The sequence below is a fragment of the Croceibacterium ferulae genome, assembly GCF_003660445.1.
Classification (GTDB): domain Bacteria; phylum Pseudomonadota; class Alphaproteobacteria; order Sphingomonadales; family Sphingomonadaceae; genus Croceibacterium; species Croceibacterium ferulae.
Genome location: NZ_QZVQ01000002.1, coordinates 123,268 through 141,215 on the forward strand (window position 1 = coordinate 123,268; position 17,948 = coordinate 141,215).

Genomic DNA, 17,948 nt, shown 5'->3' on the forward strand with positions numbered 1-17,948 from the left:
CGCCGCGTCAGTCCTTGCTCAGGTCGCGCGTCACGCGCGGGTCGGCCAGCAGCTGATCGATCCGGTCGGCTTCCTCGAAGCTTTCATCCGCCATGAAGCTCAACTTGGGCGCGAACTTCAGGCCCAGCCGCTGCGCCACCTCGCGCTGCAGATAGGCGGTGTTGCGGCGCAGGGCCGTCAGCACCTCGGCCTCGTCCCCGCCCAGCAACGGCTTCACATAGGCCTTGGCCTGCCGCAGGTCCGGCGTCAGGCGCACTTCCGTGACCGACACGGTGTGGGCCGAGAGCGTGTCATCATGCACGCTCTGCCGCGTCAGCAGCTCCGACAGCAGATGGCGTACGCGCTCGCCCACCTTCAGCAGGCGGATCGACTGGTCTTCATTCGTTTGCGGCTGGCGGGCCAATGGTTCGCTTCCGTTTCATAGCTTGCGGCAGGATGACTGGTGACCGGATCGGGCGACAATCTGCGACCCGATGTGACGGACACCGCGCCTGTGCCGATCGTAGATAGGGCACAGACCTTCTAAAGGAAATGCGCCATGAACAAAGTGATCGCCACCCTGCTGGCCGCCGCGCTGGTCGTCCCGTTTGCCGCGGAGGCGCAGCCGGTCCAGCGCCACGACCAGGCCCGCTACACCCAGCAGGATCGCGGTGACCGGTACGACCGCCGCCCGCAGGTGACACCTTCCCGGCAGCAGCAGCAGGTGCATCGTTTCGCCCGTGGGGAACGGTTCGACCGCAGCCGGGTCAGCAATTACCGCCGGCTCGACCATCGCCAGAACCGCCGGCTGAGTGCCCCGGGGCGCGACCAGGTGTGGGTGCGGTCCGGCAATGATGCGCTGCTGGTGTCGCTGCGCAACAACACGGTGCAGCGCGTGCTGCCCAACGCCTTCCGCTAACATGACACTGGCCGGCATGCCCCTAGATTGGACGTGCCGGCCAGTCGCAATCGCCTGCCGTCAGGAAGCGCCGCTTACAGCGTGCGCTCCTGCTCGGTCACCTCGAACACTTCCAGCTGGTCGCCCGCCCGGATGTCGTTCGTATCGGCCAGCACCACGCCGCATTCCACGCCGGCGCGGACTTCGTCCACATCGTCCTTGAAGCGGCGGAGCGAGGCGATGGTGGTCGCGCTGACGATGACGTCGTTGCGGGTGAGCCGGGCATGCAGACCCTTGCGGATCGCGCCTTCCTCCACCAGCAGGCCTGCTGCCTTGTCGCGCTTGCCGGCAGGGAACACCTGCTTGACCTGCGCACGGCCGACCACGTTCTCGATCCGCAGCGGACCGAGCTCGCCCGCCATCTCCTTGGCGATCTCCTGCGTCAGGTGGTAGATGACGTCGTAATACATCATCCGCACCTTGTCCCGCTGGATCAGCTGGCGCGCATTCGCATTCGGACGCACATTGAAGCCGATGACCGGCGCCTTGGACGCCGCCGCCAGCACCACGTCGCTTTCCGTGATCGCACCCACGCCCGATTGCAGGACGCGAACCTTGATCTCGTCGTTCGACAGGTTGTGCAGCGCATTGACGATCGCTTCGACCGACCCTTGCACGTCGGCCTTCACCACCACCGGGAACTCGATCACCGCGCTGTTCAGCCCGGCGAACATGGTGTCCAGATTGGCGGGCGCCATGGCGGTCCGCTTCTCCGTCGCCTGTTCCTGACGGTATTCCGCCACTTCACGGGCGCGCTGCTCGTTTTCCACCACGGTCAGCACGTCACCGGCCTGCGGCACGCCGCCAAGACCCAGCACCTCGACCGGCATGGAGGGTCCCGCTTCCTTGATCTGCTTGCCCTTGTCGTCGACCAGGGCGCGCACGCGGCCGCTTTGCGTACCGACCACGAAGGTGTCGCCACGCTTCAGCGTGCCACGATTGACCAGCACGGTCGCCACCGGGCCACGGCCCTTGTCCAGCTGAGCCTCGATCACGGTGGCTTCCGCCTCGCGATCAGGACGGGCACGCAGTTCCAGCAGTTCGGCCTGCAGGCTGATCGCCTCGATCAGCTTGTCCAGCCCTTCCCCGGTCTTGGCGGAGACTTCCACGTCCTGCACGTCGCCGCTCATCTGCTCGACCACGACCTCGTGCTCCAGCAGGCGCTCGCGGATCCGCTGCGGGTTCGCCTCGGGCCGGTCGATCTTGTTGATCGCCACGATCATCGGCACGCCCGCCGCCTTGGTGTGATTGATGGCTTCGATCGTCTGCGGCATGATGCCGTCATCCGCCGCCACCACCAGCACCACGATGTCGGTCACATTGGCGCCGCGCATGCGCATCTGCGTGAACGCCTCGTGCCCCGGCGTGTCGAGGAAGGTGATCTTCTGCTTGTCCTTCGTGACGATCTGGTAGGCGCCGATATGCTGCGTGATGCCGCCGGCCTCCCCCTTCACGACGTTGGCCCCGCGCAGCGCATCCATCAGGCTGGTCTTGCCGTGATCGACATGGCCCATGATGGTGACCACGGGCGGACGTTCGCGCAGCGTTTCCTCGGGATCGGCTTCGACCGTCTGGCCGATGTCGATGTCCGCGGCGGACACGCGAACCATCGTGTGGCCGAATTCCTCGACCAGCAGTTCGGCCGTGTCCTGGTCGATCGTCTGGTTGACGGTTACCGGCATGTCCATGTTGAACAGCGCCTTCACCAGGTCGGCACCCTTTTCCGCCATGCGGTTGGCCAGTTCCTGCACGGTGATCGCCTCGGGCACGATCACTTCGCGCACCTGCTTCTCACGCGGCTTGGACGAACCGCCATGCTGCGAACGACGCTCCTTCTCCCGCGCACGCTTCAGCGCGGCGAGCGAACGGGCGCGGGCGCCCTCGTCCTCGTTCAAGGCCCGATTGACGGTCAGCTTGCCGCCGCGACGCTTGTCACGATCGGCCGCGCTGCCGCGTTCGACCGCGCCGCGCTCGGCAGACGGCCGGCCCGGTGCCGCCGCTGTCGTGGGCGCAGACTTGCCACGCTCGGCCTTCTGGCCGGGCTGCGGCTTGGCATCCGCCCCGCGCGCAGTGGTGCTGGCGGCCTCGGTCGGCGCGGGACGCCGCGGCTCGGGCCGGGGAACGGGCGAGAAGCGACGGGGCGCCGGCACGATGACGGGCGCTTCCTCGACTTCGGCCGCAGGTGCCGGGGCAGCCTCGGCCGCCGCCGGCGTCGGTTCGGCGGGCGACTCGGCGGGCGCGGCGCTCTCTGCCGGGGCAGCCGTTTCGGTCTTCGCGGTAGGTGCACCGGGCGTGGCACTTTCGGCGACCGGGGTCGCTTCCGCGGCGGGCGTCACATCCTGCGGCTGGCTTTCGGCAGCAGGCTCGGCCTTTGCCTCCCGCGCCTCGGCCTCGGCCCGGCGGTTCTCCTCCGCACGGGCACGCTCGGTCTCGGCGGCACGCTGGCGCGCTTCCTCCTCGCGGCGGCTGACATCTTCCATCGCGGCAAGACGCGCCTCTTCGGCCTCGCGCAGCAGACGCTGCTGCATTTCCAGCCGGCTCTCGCCCGAGACCGGCGTGGCCGGACGGGGAGGCGGCGGGGGCGGCGCAGCCGGACGCGGCGCAGCGGCGACCGGCGCCTGCTCGACCACTTCCGGAGCTGCCGCAGGTGCCTTGTCGCCAGGACGAGTCAGCTTGCGGGAACGCTTCACCTCGACCGTGACCTTGTTGGTCCGGCCGTGGCTGAAGGTCTGCTTGACCTCGCCCGCATCGACCGAACGCTTCACCCCGAGGGGCTTGCGGGTGCGGGTCGTGGTGTCGTCGTTATCGCTCATCGGTGGTCAACAGTCCTTCAAATTCAGCTCTGCAGGTCCGGCTTGCGCCGCCCGCCCCGGTGCCGCGCTCACGCGGTCCGGCCCATCTTCGTTCGCCTCGATCAGCTGCGCGCCATCGGCAGGGGCACCCAGGAAGTTCAGCAGGCGTTGCAACGGGGTTGTGACCCGCTGCGCAGACCCCGGATCGGTCAGCGCCAGATGGACGACATTGTCGCGGCCCAATGCCACAGACAGGGCCGCCCGGTCCAGTGGCAGACGCAGGCCGGACTTGCCGGTCCCTTCCGTCCCGGTGCCCACGCGCCAGGCCTGATCCAGCTTGCGGGCGCCATCGCCGCTGGCATCAGCGGCATGGAACAGGGCGGCCACTTTCCCGTCCCGCGCGGCGCGGGCGATGCGATCCGATCCCAAGATAAGACGCCCGGCGCGAAATTCGAGTCCCAGCCGTTCGGTAAAGGCGCGGGTCAGGCCGGTCTGCGCCAGTTCGGGCAGATCGTCAGGGATCGCCAGCGCGCCGGTGCGCAGCGCACGCGCCAGGGCGCCTTTCAGGCGACCCTTCGCCAGGGCCTCTGCCAATGTGGCGCGGTCGACCCCGATCCAGGCGCCACGACCCGGCGCCTGGGCCCGCGGGTCGGGCAGCACCGCATGCTGCCCATCCGGCCCGGCCGGCGCCATCGCCAGGCGCAGCATCGCGTCCCGCCCGGCATTGCTGCCGGACAGGATGCAACGCCGCTCCGGCGCGTCATCGCTGTCGTTGTCGCCTAGCGGTTCATTGCGAGGATTCCGCATCGGCGGCCTCCTGCGCTGCGGGTGCCTGATCTTCGTCGGCGAACCAGTGGGCTCGCGCGGCCATGATGATCTCGTTCCCTTGTTCCTCGGTCAGGCCGAATTCACCCAGCACGCCGCCCTTGTCGGTCTCGCGCTGCGGACGGCGCGGCGGGGGGCCGGCCTGCGGCTTGTCGGTGTTGCGCCGGCGCGGTCCTTCGCGGCGACGCGCGATCAGCTCGTCCGTGGCAAGATCGGCCAGATCGTCCAGCACCTTGATGCCCGCCTTGCCCAGCACCACCAGCATCTGTTCGGACAGATGCGGCAGCTCCGCCAGCGCGTCTTCGACCTCCAGCGCCTGCCGCTCCTCGCGATAGGCGGCTTCCTGCCGCTCCAGCGCTTCCTGGGCGCGGTTCTGCAGCTCTTCCGCCAAGTCGTTGTCGAAGCCCTCGATGCCGGCAAGCTCGCTCAACTCGACATAGGCGACTTCTTCCAGCTCGGCGAAGCCTTCGGCCACCAGCAGCTGGCTCAGCGTTTCGTCGACATCCAGCTCTTCCTCGAACATCTTGGAACGGCTGGAGAACTCCTTCTGCCGCTTCTCGGAGGCTTCTTCCTCCGTCATGATGTCGATCTGGCTTTCGGTGAGCTGGCTGGCGAGGCGAACGTTCTGCCCGCGACGGCCGATCGCCAGGCTCAGCTGGTCGTCAGGCACCACGACCTCGATCCGGCCCTCATCCTCGTCCAGCACCACGCGGGTGACGGTGGCGGGCTGCAGCGCGTTCACCACGAAGGTCGCGCTGTCCTCGCTCCAGGGGATGATGTCGATCTTCTCGCCCTGCAGTTCCTGCACCACGGCCTGCACGCGGCTACCCTTCATGCCGACGCAGGCGCCGACCGGGTCGATGGAGCTGTCGCGGCTGATCACGCCGATCTTGGCGCGGCTGCCGGGATCGCGTGCGGCGGCCTTGATCTCGATGATGCCATCGTAGATCTCGGGCACTTCCTGCGCGAACAGCTTCTTCATGAATTCGGGATGCGCGCGGCTCAGGAAGATCTGCGGGCCGCGATTGTTGCGCTCCACCTTCATCACCCAGGCGCGGATGCGCTCGCCCACGCGGGTCGCCTCGCGCGGGATCTGCTGGTCGCGGCGGATGATGCCTTCCGCACGGCCCAGGTTCACGATCACATTGCCGAACTCGACCGACTTGATCACGCCGGTGATGACCTCGCCCGCGCGGTCCTTGAACTCCTCGAACTGGCGCTCGCGCTCCGCATCGCGGACCTTCTGGAAGATCACCTGCTTGGCGCTCTGCGCGTCGATGCGGCCCAGATCGACCGGCGGCAGCGGGTCGACGATGAAGTCGCCCAGCGCGGAACCCTTCTGCAGCTTCTCCGCCTGCTCCAGGTTCACCTGCTTGAAGTAGTCCTCGACCTCCTCGACGACCTCGACCACGCGCCACAGGCGCAGGTCGCCGGTCAGCGGATCCAGCTTGGCGCGGATGTCGTTCTCAGCGCCATAGCGCGCCCGCGCGGCCTTCTGGATCGCCTCTTCCATCGCTTCGATCACGATGGAACGGTCGATCATCTTCTCGGACGCGACGGAATTCGCGATCGCGAGCAGTTCAGCCTTGTTGGCGGAAATCGGACTGGCCATCAGTCGTCTGCCTTCTCTTCTTCGGAAATGTCTTGCGGAACTTCCAGGATTTCGTCGGCCCCGCTCATGTCGAGCGGGCGGGTGGCGGCAATCAGCTCGTTGGTCAGGACCAGCTTGGCCGAATGGACCAGCGCCAGCGGCACGTCCAGCCGGCCGGCCTTGCGATCTTCGAACGCGATCACGTCGTCGGTGATGCTCAACGCCTTGCCGCGCAGCTTGCGATGGTCGCCCAGCGGCTCGGTCAGCGAGACATGCGCCTCGTGCCCGGCCCACTGCGCCCAGTCCTTGGCGCGGGTCAGCGGACGGTCGATACCGGGGCTGCTGACTTCCAGGTGGTAGGCACCGGGGATCAGCTCCCCCCGCTCCGCCTCGGCCGTGTCGATCGCGTCGGAGATGCGGCGCGACAATGCCATGCATTGTTCCACGATCAGCTGCCCGGTGGCGGGATCCTCCGCCATGACCTGCAGCGTCTGCTCCTCGCCCGAACCCGTCAGCTTGACCCGCACGAGCTCAAAGCCGAGCGCAATCGCCTCGGGTTCGATCACTTGGGTGAGGCGGGCGATATCGGCCATAGGCTTGCAGTCATGCTCCAGTTGCGGCCAATGGCCGATCGTGCCGGCCCCTTCCGGCGCCAGCCCCACAATGTTTCGACAATGTCGGGATGAGCGCCATGTATGCGGAGTCGCATGCAATAGCAAGCCGGAAGCCGATTGCCCCGCCCGCGCATTGCATCACCATGCTGGTCTTTCTCGATTTCGAAGCATCCTCCCTCGCCGACAGGTCCTACCCGGTCGAAGTCGGCTGGGTGTGGGAGGACGGCCGGGAGGAAGCGCACCTGATCCGCCCTGCCCCGCGCTGGACCGACTGGGACATGCAGGCAGAGGCGATCCACGGCATTTCCCGTTCCGAACTGGAGGACAGGGGAGAGGATCACGCGGAGGTCGCCCGCCGCATGGTGGAGGTGCTGTCCGGCCACGATCTGTGCGCCAGCGCGCCGTCGTGGGATGGCAAGTGGATGAGCGCCCTGCTCCGCGCCGCCGACATCCCGCGCCACACGCTGCGCCTGCGCGACAGCGACGATGTGATCGCCGAAGCTGCGCGCGCCATCCTGAAACCGCACTGCGCGGCGGACAGGCTGGAGCAGACGCTGGAATCGATACTGACGCTGGACGATCTGAGCGAAGGCCCGCCTGCCCACCGTGCGCTGGACGATGCACGGGGGGAATGGCGCAAATGGCAGCGTGTGATGAAGCGGGCACAGGAGATCGGGCAGGCGCAGGCCGGCGCCTGACCCATCAACTCTGTACCAATCTGGTTTTTCACGCGTGAAAAACTAGCCACCGGAGCCTCTCACTCGCTCAGCGCGTGTTTCCTGATGCAGTGCCGCAGCTGGTCGTAAGTCAGGCCCAGTGCCTTGGCGGTCTGCCGCTGGTTCCAGCGGTTGCGGCCCAGATGATGTTCCAGGATCGCCCGCTCATGCGCCTCCACCGCGGCGCGCAGGTCCGCGATCGTCTCGTAATCGGCCGGCGCCGGCGCAGCCGGAGTGGTGGAGCCGGAGGCGGCGGCAGCTTCCTGCGCCCGGGGCGGGGGCGCGGGCTTCCACGGACTGTCGAACGGGTTGAATTGCACATGGCCGACCGGCTGGGTCCATTCGTCCCAGCGATAGACCGCGCGTTCCACCACGTTGCGCAATTCGCGGACATTGCCGGGCCAGGGGTACTCCTCCATCTGCTGGCTGACATGCGGGGCAAAGCCGGGCCAGTCGCGCCAGCCCAGCTCCGCCGCCATGCGCCGTCCGAAATAATCGGCCAGCACCTCGATGTCCCCTTCCCGCACCCGCAAGGGCGGCAGGGTGATGACTTCGAAGCACAGCCGGTCCAGCAGGTCGGCCCGGAACCGCCCCGCCTCCGCCGCGCGTGGCAGGTCCTCGTTCGTGGCCGCGACGATCCGCACATCCACCCGCACCGGCCGGCTGGAGCCGATCCGCGTCACCTCGCCATATTCCACCGCCCGCAGCAGCCGCTCCTGCGCGCCCATCGACAGCGTGCCCAGTTCGTCAAGAAAGAGCGTGCCGCGATCCGCTTCCTCGAACCGGCCGACCCGCGCCTTGGTGGCGCCGGTGAAGGCGCCTGCCTCGTGCCCGAACAGCTCCGCCTCGATCAGCGTCTCGGGCAGTGCGGCGCAGTTCATGGTGACAAGCGGCTGGTCCCATCGGTCGGACAGGCGATGCAGTCGCTCCGCGATCAGTTCCTTGCCGGTGCCGCGCTCACCGATCACCAGCACCGGCCGGCGCAAGGGCGCCGCGCGACTGGCCCGCTCCACCGAGTCCAGGAACGCGCCGGACTGGCCGATAAACTGATTTTCCCGCTCCATGCCCAGAACATAGCACTGAGCCCCAACATCTGGCAATTTGCACCATGCCATTTTGCCGCACGGTCCTGCAACTTGCTGTTATCGCTGCGATATCGCGTTTGGCACGGTCCGTGCAAAACCTGTGGCATACAGGTCCAGGAGCCAACCCATGTCGATCCAGTCGATCATTGCCCACCCTTCCCGCCTCGCGGCGCTGGCCAGCCTGCTGGCGCTGGTCGCCCTGAACATCGTGGCGCTGGGCAGTGTGGAACACGCCACCGGCCCGGTGCTGGTGGTGGCTCCCGTGGTGGCCCTGGCATGAGCGACGACCAGGCCCCGAAGCCGGGTCAGCGCCTCACCCAGCTGGGCAGCCGGCTCGATCGCGAGATCGAGCGGCTGCGCACCAGCCCCACTCCCGCGCTCAAGCCCACCTTTGATCGCGTCCTTTCCAGCGGAGTACCCCTGATGGGCATTTTTTCCCGCACCCGCGACATCATCGCGGCCAATTTCAACGAGCTGCTCGACCAGGCGGACGACCCGACCAAGATGATCCGCATGATCATCCTGGAAATGGAGGAAACGCTGGTGGAGGTTCGCGCCAGCGCGGCGCGCACCATCGCCGACCAGAAGGAGATGCACCGCCACACCGTCCGGCTGGAGAAGCTGCAGGCCGACTGGGCGGAAAAGGCGCAGCTGGCGCTGTCCAAGGATCGCGAGGATCTGGCCCGGGCCGCCCTGGTGGAGCGCAAGAAGGCGGCCGACATGGCCGACCAGCTGAAGGAGGAGATCGCCGTCCTCGACGATTCGCTGCGCGCTTACGAGGAGGATATCGCCAAGCTGCAGACCCGCCTGCGCGAAGCCCGCAGTCGCCAGACGCAGATCGCTGCCCGGCTGGAAAGCGCGGAGAACCGCGTCAAGCTGCGCACGCTGATGACCAGCGAGCGGGTGGACGATGCGCTGGCGCGGTTCGACCAGCTGGAACGCCGGGTCGATTATGCTGAAGGCCGCGCGGATTCGCTGAACGTGGCGTCAGGTCGCCCCAGCCTGTCGGAGGAGATTGCCGCGCTGGGCGGATCGGACAAGATCGACGCGGAACTGGAAGAAATGAAGCGCGCGCTCGGCAAGGGCGGCGCGGACAGCAAGGAGGGCTGACCTGTGGAACCCGTGATTGCCATCATCGCCATCTTCATCGGCCTGCCCTGGGTCATTCTCCACTACATGACCAAGTGGAAGACCGCCGCCACCATCACCACCGATGACGAGGTGCTGCTGGAGGAGCTGTACAATCTGGCCAAGCGGCTGGACGAGCGGATGGAGACGGTGGAGCGCCTGGTCGCCGCCGACAGCCCCGATTTCCGCCCCGCCCGCCTGTCCGACAGTTCGGACAACAACCCGCAACTGCGTGAGCTGGACCGCCTGCTCGCCGAAAAGAAAGGATCGGTTCTGTGAACTCTCCCCGCACCCGCCTGTACCGCGACAAGCAGGAAGGCAAGCTGATGGGCGTCTGCGCCGGGCTGGCCGACTATGCCGGGGTCGATCCGATCTGGACCCGGCTGGGCTTCCTGTTCCTGGTGTTCATGTCCGGCGGCAGCATCCTGCCCTTCTACTTCATCGCCGGCCTGCTGCTGAACAAGAAGCCGCCGCAACTCTACACCGACCGGCACGAGCAGAAATACTGGCAGAGCGTCCGGCAGAGCCCCAAGCGCACCGCGCGCGAACTGCGGTCCAAGATGCGCGAGATCGACCGCCGGCTGGCCGATGTGGAGCACCACTACGTTTCCAGCAATCCGCGCCTGTCTGCCGAGATCGAGCGGCTGCGCTGATCCAACTTCGAAGGGACTGTCTATCATGGAAGGCATCATGGCCCTGTTCATCCCCATCCTGGCGCTGATGATCCCGTTCTTCGCCATCTGGATCAAGCATCGCGAGAAGATGATGGACCGGCAGGTCGGCGCCACCAGCGAGGCGACGGCCGAGAAGGCGGCGCAATATGCCAGCCACGTTCAGGCCCTGGAGGATCGGGTCCGCGTGCTGGAACGCATCGTCACCGATCGCGGCTACGACATCGCCACCCAGATCGAGGCGCTGCGTGACCAGCGCCGGGTGGAGGAAGTGCTCACGAACGGGAGCGAAGTGCGATGAGCACGGTCGCTACATTGGGTGTGGTGCTTGTCGTACTGGCACTGATCGTGATCGGTTTGCCGGTCGTGCTCGGCATCGCCAGCGACGTCTATCAGCGGCACTTACAGTTCCGGGAACGCAAGCTGGAATTGATGGCCGACCGCACGGCGGAGAAGGCGGCGCAATATGCGGCGCAGGTCGAGCGCCTGGAGCAGCGGATGCGCGTGCTGGAGCGGATCGCGACCGACCGCAATGCCGACCTGGCGCGCGAGATCGAGGATTTGCACGCGCCGGACAGCGAGCCGCGCCGCATCAACTGAGCGTAACGGGAGGACACTACCATGCCGTTTGAACTGACCGCCGAAGTGATCGCCATAGTGGGCATTTCCGGCGTGGTGGGCTGGGTGTTCACCACCTGGCTGCGGGTACGGCACGGCTATCCGCTGGAAAACAGCTGGGGCAAGGCGATCTACCCGCAGAAGGATGCCGAAACGGCCGAGCGGCTGAAGCTGGTGACGCAGGAGAATGCCCAGCTGCGGGCCGAGCTCGGCTCCGTGAAGGACCGGCTCGCCAATGTGGAGCGGATCGTGACCGACAGCGGCTATCACCTCAGCCACGATATCGAGCGGCTGCGGGACGGGCGGGAGAACGTGCAGTGAGTTTCGGCACCGCCATTGTCCTGATCGTGCTGATCTTCGCCGTCGCAATGGTGCTTCGCCCGCGCCGGGCCGATCCCGGCGACCGTGAAGCTGGCCACAGCCTGCGCGAGGCCGAGCTTCAGCGCGAACTGGCCGAACTGCGCGATCGGGTGCGTGTGCTGGAACGCATCGCCACCGATGACACGCCGGGCCGCCGCCTGTCCGACCAGATCGAGCGCCTGCGCGACGATCAAGCATAGGGAGCCTGCCTGCCATGTCACACGATCTGCTGCTTGCCCTGACCGCTCTGGTCGCCTTGCTGGTTGTTGCAACCGCCGCGCTGAAGGGGTGGCAGGGCTGGCTGGCACTCAAGACCCGCGAACTGGACCTGCGCCGCACCGGTCCGTCGGAGACCGGCAGCCGAGAAGGCGCCGCCCGGATCGAGATGGCCGACCTGAAGGAACGCATCCGCCAGCTGGAAGCGATCGCCAACGGGGTGGATTTGTGAGCAGCAGCCATTACATCGCCGCACCATGCGATCCCTCGACGATATCTTCGAAGAATTCGACTTTCTGGATGGTGATGAACGCTACCGGCTGCTGATCGAACTGGGCCGCGAGCTGGACCCGATGCCCGCGGCGCTGCGCACCGATGCCGCCCTGGTGCGCGGCTGCTCCGCCAGCGTGTGGGTCTATCCCACCGGTGACGCGGACCGGCTGCACTTCCTGGCGGACAGCAACGCCGCCATCACCAAGGGGATCGTCGCCCTGGTGGTCGCCGCCGTGCAGGACCGGCCCGCGGCGGAGGTTGCCGCGACCGACATCATGGAACGGCTGGCCCCGTTCGACCTGAAGAACCAGCTCAGTTCCAACCGGACGCAGGGCGTGCCCAACATGATCGCGCTGGTGCGCGAACATGCGGGCCGGATCGCAGGCGGCGCCTGACCCCATGCTGCGGCCGCTGTGGACGGCCGCCGGCCTGCTACTGGTCGGTCTGGGGATCGTGGGCCTGATCCTGCCGATGATGCCGGGGGTGGTGTTCTTCATCGCCGCCGCCTTCTGTTTCGCCCGCGGCAACCCGGCATGGGAGCAGCGCCTGCTGGCGCACCCGCAGATCGGCCCGCACCTGACCGCCTGGCGCAGTCGCGGCGCCATCTCGCGCAAAGGTAAGCGCGCGGCGCTGACCATGATGGCGTTCGCTGCGGCGCTGACATGGTGGCTGGTCGGCTGGCCGTGGGCGGCGGTGTCGAGTGCGGTGCTGCTGGCGGTGGCGCTGTGGATTGCCACGCGGCCGGGCTGACGTGGCGATCACCAGTGCAGATGGACCCGACATGATCCCGGTTCGTTGATCTGCCGATGACAGACCCCCTGAATATCGAGCAGATCCTCGCCGACATCGCCGGCGACATCGACAAACATGCGCGCGAGATCGAGGACGCGGCAGACACCGAAGAGGACGTCGCCGACCCGGGGCCGTTCGGCATTGCTGTGGCGACACGCGATGGCGAGGTGTTCACGGCCGGCACCACCGAGCGCTTTCCGATCCAGAGCATCTCGAAAGCTCTGGCGCTGGATATGGCGCTCCGCAGGATCGAGGATCGCGTGTTCGAACGGGTGGGCCGCGAACCTTCAGGCGATCCGTTCAATTCGCTGATCGACCTCGAGCGTACCGGGGGCATCCCGCGCAACCCCTTCATCAACGCGGGTGCGCTGCTGGTGGTGGATATCCTGGTCGAGCAGTACGGCACCGAAGCACGTGACGTCATCGTCGATCTGGTGCGCGAGCAGGTCACGGAAGGTGAAGTGACGCTGGACGAGGAGGTGCTGACCGAAGGCACCGATCTGAACCTGGCCATGTTGAACTTCATGGCCCATCACGGGAACCTGCGATCATCGCCGGATGCGGTGATCGAATCCTATATCCGGCAATGCGCGATCGAGGTCGACGTGAGTGGGCTTGCGCAAGCAGGCCGTTTCCTGATGCACACGCGGCGGGATGCGGAGGACGACCGGGTGGACTGCCGGGCGCGGCAGACTCGTACGGTGCTCGCCCTGATGACCACCTGCGGCCATTATGACGCCTCGGGCGACTTTGCCGTTCGCGTCGGCTTGCCCGCAAAGAGTGGTGTTGGTGGAGGGATCCTGGCCATTGCGCCGGAAACGGCATCAATCGCCGTGTTCTCTCCCAACCTGGATCAGAATGGGAATCCGATCCTCGGCATCCGTGCGCTCGAGATGCTCGTGCAGAAGACCGGCTGGTCGGTGTTCGGGCCGCCACTCAGCGCCGCTTGACCATGCCATCTTTGATGAGGCCACGCCCGCTGGCGTGATCTACCCCTCCAGCCGCTCGCTCTCGCGCAGCGTGGCGGTGCCCGCTTCTCGCTGGCGGCGCAGTTCCGCCTTCAGCGCGGCCGGATCACGCGCCAGCACGAAGCCGAAGCTGACCCCGCCTTCCTTGCCGATGGTGGCGTGATGCAGCCGGTGCGCTTGCACCAGCCGCTTGGCATAGCCCCGCCGGGGCACCCAGTTGAAGTAGCGCTGATGCACCAGCCCGTCATGGATCAGCGTGTAGATGATGCCGTAGACCAGGATGCCGACGCCGATCCATGTCGCCGGCCACCAGGCCGCGTCGCCCAGCATCCATTCGCTGCCCAGCGCGAACATGGAGATGCTCATGACCGCGCCGACGATGGCGTACAGGTCGTTCTTCTCCAGCAGGTGATCGTGCGGTTCGTGATGGTCACGGTGCCAGGCCCACCCCCAGCCATGCATGATGTATTTGTGGCTGGCCCACGCGACCCATTCCATGGCGGCGGCGCTTGCCAGCACGATCAGCAGGGGGATGAGCCATTCGGTCGTCATGCGCCGTTAAATAGGCGCTTCACGCGGGGAAAGACAGCCCCCGCTTGCCTTGCCGCGCAGGTCGCGCCATCTGCATGGCATGGCCAGCAAACCACGCACATTGTACGAAAAGATCTGGGACGCGCATGTCGTCGAGCGGCGTGAGGACGGCACCTGCCTCATCTTCATCGACCGGCATCTCGTCCACGAAGTCACCAGCCCGCAGGCGTTCGAAGGGCTGCGCCTGGCCGGCCGCCCGGTGCGCCGGCCCGAACTGACGCTGGCCACGCCCGACCACAACCTGCCCACCACCGCGCGCATCGATGCCGCCGGGCAGCGGCTGCCGATCGCCGACAGCCAGAGCGCGCAGCAACTCGGCGCGCTGGAAGCCAATGTGGCGGAGTTCGGCATCCGCTATTTCGGCGCCACCGCGCGCCAGCAGGGGATCGTGCATGTGGTGGGGCCGGAACAGGGCTTTTCGCTGCCCGGCACCACCATTGTCTGCGGCGACAGCCACACGGCGGCGCATGGCGGCATGGGTGCGCTGGCGTTCGGCATCGGCACCAGCGAGGTCGAGCATGTGCTGGCCACGCAGACGCTGCTGCTGCAGCCATCGCGCACCATGGAGATCCGCGTGACCGGCGAGCTTGGGCCCGGCGTCACCTCCAAGGATCTGATCCTGCACATCATCGGCGTGATCGGAACGGCCGGCGGCACCGGCCACGTGATCGAATATCGCGGCGAGGTGTTCGAGCGGATGAGCGTCGAAAGCCGGCTGACCGTCTGCAACATGAGCATCGAAGGCGGCGCCCGCTCCGGCCTGGTCGCTCCGGACGAGACGACCTTCGCCTATCTGAAGGGCCGCCCCTTCGCACCGCAGGGTGCCGATTGGGATGCAGCGGTGGAGTACTGGCGGACCTTGCGCACCGACGAAGGCGCGACGTTCGACAAGTCGGTAGTGATCGACGCCACGCAGGTGCAGCCCACGGTCACCTGGGGCACCAGCCCGGAGGACACGGCCCCCATCAACGGCATCGTGCCCGATCCGGACAGCTTCGCCGACCCCTCCAAGCAGGATGCCGCCCGCAAGAGCCTGGCCTATATGGGCTTGGTGCCCGGCCAGCCGCTGGCCGGCCTGCCGGTCGAGAACGTGTTCATCGGCAGCTGCACCAACAGCCGGATCGAGGATCTGCGCGCCGCCGCCGCCGTGCTGAAAGGGCGGCACCGGGCGGACAATGTGAAGTGGGCCATCGTCGTGCCCGGATCGGGGCTGGTGAAGGAACAGGCGGAGGCCGAAGGGCTGGACCGCATCTTCACCGAAGCCGGCCTGGAATGGCGGGAGCCCGGCTGTTCGGCCTGCCTGGGCATGAACCCGGACAAGGTGCCGGCGGGCGAACGCTGCGCCTCCACTTCCAACCGCAACTTCGTGGGCCGGCAGGGCCCGGGATCGCGCACGCATCTCGTCAGCCCGGCAATGGCGGCGGCGGCGGCGGTGACCGGGCGGCTGGTGGATGTGCGGGAACTGATCTGACGCGAAAGGAATCGTTCCCGCCCGTGACCGCGCCCGACACGCGGCTGCTGATCCTCGGCAGCCTGCCGGGCGAACGGTCGCTGGCGCAGCAACGATACTACGCGCATCCGCAGAACCGGTTCTGGCATCTGGTCGGGCATGCCATCGGTGCCGACCTGTCCGGTCTGCCATACGAACAGCGCCTCGCCACCCTGCTGGCGCATGGCATCGGCCTGTGGGACGTGGTCGCCTCCGCCACCCGCACGAACAGCAGCCTGGATGCCGCGATCCGCGATGTCGCCGCCAATCCGCTGGCCGAACTCGCCGCCACATTGCCCCGATTGCAAGCGGTCGCATTCAACGGCGGCACCGCGGCGCGCATCGGCGCCCCTCTGCTGGAAGGCAGCGGGCTGAGCCTGCTGCCCCTCCCTTCATCCAGCCCGGCCTATGCCGCAATGCCCCTGGCGGAGAAGGAACGCCGGTGGCAGGCGATAGGAAAGTTTGTCGGCAGCGGCTTGCCAGCCTCGCCGCGGCAAAGCATCTAGCAGGAATGAGCAAGAGCAAGGATCTGGGAGCGGGCGGCAAGGCTGCCCTGGCAGGTGCCATCGGTTCGGCGGCGGTGGCTGCCGCGCTGCTATACGTGAAGCAGCGCAAGCAGCGGGAGGAGCGCAAGCGCTTCACCACGCCCTCCGGCGAGATGCCGGAGACCGATTGATGGACGCCGTGCGTGCCATTGACGGACGGGCGATCCCCTTCGGGCTGAAGAACGTCGACACCGACCTCATCATCCCGGCCCGCTGGCTGAAGACGATCAGCCGCGAAGGGCTGGGGGTCGGCGCGTTCGAGTCCGTCCGGGCGGAACCCGGCAACGTGTTCGACGATCCGCGCTATGCCGGCGCGCCGATCCTGATCGCCGGCGACAATTTCGGTTGCGGGTCCAGCCGCGAACATGCCGCCTGGGCGCTGGCCGACATGGGTGTGCGTGCGGTGATCGCGCCGTCCTTCTCCGACATCTTCTCCGGCAATGCCTTCAAGAACGGCATCCTGACCGTGGCCCTGCCGCAGGAGGCGGTCGATCGGCTGCTGCTGGTGGCCCAGACCGATCCGGTGTCGATCGACCTGGAGACGCAGACAGTGACGACGCCGTTCCAGGACAGGTTCACGTTCCCTATCGATCCGTTCCGCAAGGACTGCCTGTTGCGCGGGCTGGACGAGATCGGCTTGACGCTGGCGCGCGACGGGGCAATCGTCGGCTATGAAGACCAGCTCGCCGCGACCCGGCCGTGGCTGGTGCGTGGCACGGCCCTGCCCGCCTGATTTCCACATACGCGAAAGATCGCACGCATGACCGACTTCAATGACCGCCAGCGGGCCGAGGAAGCGAAGTTCGCCTTGGACGAGGAAACCGCGTTCCGCATCGCGGCCCGACGCAACCGCCTGCTGGGCCTGTGGGCGGCCGAACGGATGCAGCTGACGCCGGAAGAGACGGACGCCTATGCGCGCGAGGTCATCCATGCCGAGTTCGAGGACGGCGGCGACGAGGCGGTGATCCGCAAGGTGCTGGGCGATCTGACCGCCGCCGGCGTGGACACAAACGAGGCGGACCTGCGCACCGCCCTGGAAGAACAGGGCGTGATCGCCCGCCGACAGCTGATGAGCGAGAACTGATCATGGCCATGCCAGCCGCCGAAATCGAAGCATTGATCCGCGCCGCCCTGCCCGATGCCGAGGTGGTGATCGAGGATCTGGCCGGTGACGGCGATCATTACCGCGCACGCGTCACCAGTCCGTCCTTCGCCGGGCGCAGCCGCGTGCAGCAGCACAAGCTGGTCTATGACGCGCTGGGCGGCCGGATGGGCGGGGAACTGCACGCCTTGCAAGTTCTGACGGCGGTTCCCAACTGACGCTCTGCGAACCTGATCAAGTGGAAGAAACTGCCATGTCCGACATCAACGCCCGTCTCAGCCAGCTCGTGACCGACAATGATGTCGTCCTGTTCATGAAGGGCACCCCGCTGTTTCCGCAATGCGGTTTCTCCAGCCGCGCGGTCGCGATCCTGGACCATTGCGGCGTCGCTTATGAAAGCGTCGATGTGCTGCAGGACATGGAAGTGCGCCAGGGCATCAAGGCATTCAGCGACTGGCCCACCATTCCGCAGCTGTATGTGAAGGGCGAATTCGTCGGCGGCAGCGACATCCTGATGGAAATGTACGAGGCGGGCGAGTTGCAGCAGATGCTGACCGAAAAGCAGGTCGCGCGCGCCGAGTAAGCTTGCGCTCATGCAATGAGAGGAGGGGACCGGAGGCAGGCGCTTCCGGTCC

The 17,948-nt window shown here is 67.0% G+C and carries 28 protein-coding genes; 21 read left to right on the top strand and 7 right to left on the bottom strand.

From position 1 onward, the window contains the following. Positions 1-7: 7 nt before the first annotated feature. Complete coding sequence (gene rbfA, locus D5S08_RS01285; RefSeq protein WP_121114746.1) at positions 8-403, bottom strand: 30S ribosome-binding factor RbfA; 396 nt, start codon at positions 401-403, stop codon at positions 8-10. A gap of 135 nt (positions 404-538) precedes the next feature. Here rbfA and D5S08_RS01290 point away from each other — a divergent pair, with 135 nt between their 5' ends. Further along, on the top strand, positions 539-898 hold the full coding sequence (locus tag D5S08_RS01290; RefSeq protein ID WP_121114748.1) for an RcnB family protein: 360 nt from the start codon (positions 539-541) through the stop codon (positions 896-898). 74 nt (positions 899-972) lie between these two features. On the opposite strand, the gene infB is transcribed toward D5S08_RS01290, so the two are convergent. Genes infB through rimP form a run of 4 tightly spaced genes read right to left on the bottom strand, consistent with a single transcriptional unit; the run spans position 973 to position 6,738 of the window. Then, positions 973-3,750, bottom strand: a complete 2,778-nt coding sequence (infB, locus tag D5S08_RS01295; protein ID WP_121114750.1) for a translation initiation factor IF-2 — start codon at positions 3,748-3,750, stop codon at positions 973-975. 6 nt (positions 3,751-3,756) lie between these two features. After that, positions 3,757-4,536 carry a DUF448 domain-containing protein gene (locus D5S08_RS01300; RefSeq protein WP_121114751.1) on the bottom strand — a complete coding sequence of 260 codons (780 nt, stop codon included), beginning with the start codon at positions 4,534-4,536 and terminating at the stop codon, positions 3,757-3,759. Further along, positions 4,517-6,166, bottom strand: coding sequence for a transcription termination factor NusA (gene nusA / locus D5S08_RS01305; protein ID WP_121114753.1), 1,650 nt, complete (start codon positions 6,164-6,166; stop codon positions 4,517-4,519). Before nusA ends, D5S08_RS01300 begins: the two co-directional genes overlap by 20 nt. After that, the gene (rimP, locus tag D5S08_RS01310) at positions 6,166-6,738 is read right to left on the bottom strand and encodes a ribosome maturation protein RimP (RefSeq protein WP_121115412.1); all 573 of its coding nucleotides are present in this window, start codon (positions 6,736-6,738) and stop codon (positions 6,166-6,168) included. Before rimP ends, nusA begins: the two co-directional genes overlap by 1 nt. A gap of 164 nt (positions 6,739-6,902) precedes the next feature. On the opposite strand from rimP, the gene D5S08_RS01315 reads away from it, so the two are divergent. After that, positions 6,903-7,457: a 3'-5' exonuclease gene (locus D5S08_RS01315; RefSeq protein WP_121115414.1), complete on the top strand. Its 555-nt coding sequence runs from the start codon at positions 6,903-6,905 to the stop codon at positions 7,455-7,457. 59 nt (positions 7,458-7,516) lie between these two features. Here D5S08_RS01315 and pspF read toward each other — a convergent pair whose 3' ends face one another. Further along, on the bottom strand, positions 7,517-8,539 hold the full coding sequence (gene pspF, locus D5S08_RS01320; protein ID WP_121114755.1) for a phage shock protein operon transcriptional activator: 1,023 nt from the start codon (positions 8,537-8,539) through the stop codon (positions 7,517-7,519). A gap of 148 nt (positions 8,540-8,687) precedes the next feature. Here pspF and D5S08_RS16650 point away from each other — a divergent pair, with 148 nt between their 5' ends. From D5S08_RS16650 to glsA, 12 genes are read left to right on the top strand one after another with little or no spacing between them, the layout of a single operon-like run. Continuing rightward, complete coding sequence (locus D5S08_RS16650) at positions 8,688-8,840, top strand: hypothetical protein (RefSeq protein ID WP_155522960.1); 153 nt, start codon at positions 8,688-8,690, stop codon at positions 8,838-8,840. Then, a complete protein-coding gene (gene pspA / locus D5S08_RS01325) occupies positions 8,837-9,670 on the top strand; it encodes a phage shock protein PspA (protein WP_121114757.1) in 834 nt (277 codons plus the stop codon). The genes D5S08_RS16650 and pspA overlap by 4 nt, the downstream gene beginning before the upstream one ends. A 3-nt stretch (positions 9,671-9,673) precedes the next feature. Then, on the top strand, positions 9,674-9,967 hold the full coding sequence (pspB, locus tag D5S08_RS01330) for an envelope stress response membrane protein PspB (RefSeq protein WP_121114759.1): 294 nt from the start codon (positions 9,674-9,676) through the stop codon (positions 9,965-9,967). After that, the gene (pspC, locus tag D5S08_RS01335; RefSeq protein WP_121114761.1) at positions 9,964-10,341 is read left to right on the top strand and encodes an envelope stress response membrane protein PspC; all 378 of its coding nucleotides are present in this window, start codon (positions 9,964-9,966) and stop codon (positions 10,339-10,341) included. The genes pspB and pspC overlap by 4 nt, the downstream gene beginning before the upstream one ends. A gap of 25 nt (positions 10,342-10,366) precedes the next feature. Next, positions 10,367-10,660 (top strand): hypothetical protein, encoded by a 294-nt coding sequence (locus tag D5S08_RS01340; protein WP_175578854.1) that lies wholly within the window; start codon positions 10,367-10,369, stop codon positions 10,658-10,660. Beyond that, positions 10,657-10,959: a hypothetical protein gene (locus tag D5S08_RS01345; RefSeq protein WP_121114763.1), complete on the top strand. Its 303-nt coding sequence runs from the start codon at positions 10,657-10,659 to the stop codon at positions 10,957-10,959. The genes D5S08_RS01340 and D5S08_RS01345 overlap by 4 nt, the downstream gene beginning before the upstream one ends. A 21-nt stretch (positions 10,960-10,980) precedes the next feature. After that, positions 10,981-11,298, top strand: coding sequence for a hypothetical protein (locus tag D5S08_RS01350; protein ID WP_121114765.1), 318 nt, complete (start codon positions 10,981-10,983; stop codon positions 11,296-11,298). After that, positions 11,295-11,537, top strand: coding sequence for a hypothetical protein (locus D5S08_RS01355; RefSeq protein ID WP_121114767.1), 243 nt, complete (start codon positions 11,295-11,297; stop codon positions 11,535-11,537). Before D5S08_RS01350 ends, D5S08_RS01355 begins: the two co-directional genes overlap by 4 nt. A gap of 14 nt (positions 11,538-11,551) precedes the next feature. Further along, complete coding sequence (locus tag D5S08_RS01360) at positions 11,552-11,785, top strand: hypothetical protein (protein WP_121114769.1); 234 nt, start codon at positions 11,552-11,554, stop codon at positions 11,783-11,785. Positions 11,786-11,810: 25 nt separating this feature from the next. Further along, positions 11,811-12,221: a SufE family protein gene (locus tag D5S08_RS01365; RefSeq protein WP_121114771.1), complete on the top strand. Its 411-nt coding sequence runs from the start codon at positions 11,811-11,813 to the stop codon at positions 12,219-12,221. Between the two features lie 4 nt (positions 12,222-12,225). Further along, positions 12,226-12,576, top strand: coding sequence for a YbaN family protein (locus D5S08_RS01370; protein ID WP_121115417.1), 351 nt, complete (start codon positions 12,226-12,228; stop codon positions 12,574-12,576). Between the two features lie 56 nt (positions 12,577-12,632). After that, positions 12,633-13,568 (top strand): glutaminase A, encoded by a 936-nt coding sequence (gene glsA / locus D5S08_RS01375; protein WP_121114773.1) that lies wholly within the window; start codon positions 12,633-12,635, stop codon positions 13,566-13,568. Between the two features lie 39 nt (positions 13,569-13,607). On the opposite strand, the gene D5S08_RS01380 is transcribed toward glsA, so the two are convergent. Then, complete coding sequence (locus D5S08_RS01380; RefSeq protein ID WP_121114775.1) at positions 13,608-14,138, bottom strand: sterol desaturase family protein; 531 nt, start codon at positions 14,136-14,138, stop codon at positions 13,608-13,610. Between the two features lie 79 nt (positions 14,139-14,217). On the opposite strand from D5S08_RS01380, the gene leuC reads away from it, so the two are divergent. Genes leuC through grxD form a run of 7 tightly spaced genes read left to right on the top strand, consistent with a single transcriptional unit; the run spans position 14,218 to position 17,896 of the window. Beyond that, on the top strand, positions 14,218-15,648 hold the full coding sequence (gene leuC, locus D5S08_RS01385) for a 3-isopropylmalate dehydratase large subunit (RefSeq protein ID WP_121114777.1): 1,431 nt from the start codon (positions 14,218-14,220) through the stop codon (positions 15,646-15,648). A gap of 23 nt (positions 15,649-15,671) precedes the next feature. Then, positions 15,672-16,172 (top strand): DNA-deoxyinosine glycosylase, encoded by a 501-nt coding sequence (locus D5S08_RS01390; protein WP_241557156.1) that lies wholly within the window; start codon positions 15,672-15,674, stop codon positions 16,170-16,172. Between the two features lie 5 nt (positions 16,173-16,177). Beyond that, positions 16,178-16,342, top strand: coding sequence for an isopropylmalate isomerase (locus D5S08_RS01395; protein WP_121114779.1), 165 nt, complete (start codon positions 16,178-16,180; stop codon positions 16,340-16,342). Continuing rightward, complete coding sequence (gene leuD, locus D5S08_RS01400) at positions 16,342-16,944, top strand: 3-isopropylmalate dehydratase small subunit (protein ID WP_121114780.1); 603 nt, start codon at positions 16,342-16,344, stop codon at positions 16,942-16,944. The genes D5S08_RS01395 and leuD overlap by 1 nt, the downstream gene beginning before the upstream one ends. Positions 16,945-16,971: 27 nt before the next feature. Further along, positions 16,972-17,295, top strand: a complete 324-nt coding sequence (locus D5S08_RS01405; protein WP_121114781.1) for a DUF1476 domain-containing protein — start codon at positions 16,972-16,974, stop codon at positions 17,293-17,295. Between the two features lie 2 nt (positions 17,296-17,297). Continuing rightward, the gene (locus D5S08_RS01410) at positions 17,298-17,531 is read left to right on the top strand and encodes a BolA family protein (RefSeq protein ID WP_121114783.1); all 234 of its coding nucleotides are present in this window, start codon (positions 17,298-17,300) and stop codon (positions 17,529-17,531) included. A gap of 35 nt (positions 17,532-17,566) precedes the next feature. Next, complete coding sequence (gene grxD, locus D5S08_RS01415; RefSeq protein ID WP_121114785.1) at positions 17,567-17,896, top strand: Grx4 family monothiol glutaredoxin; 330 nt, start codon at positions 17,567-17,569, stop codon at positions 17,894-17,896. Positions 17,897-17,948 lie beyond the last annotated feature (52 nt).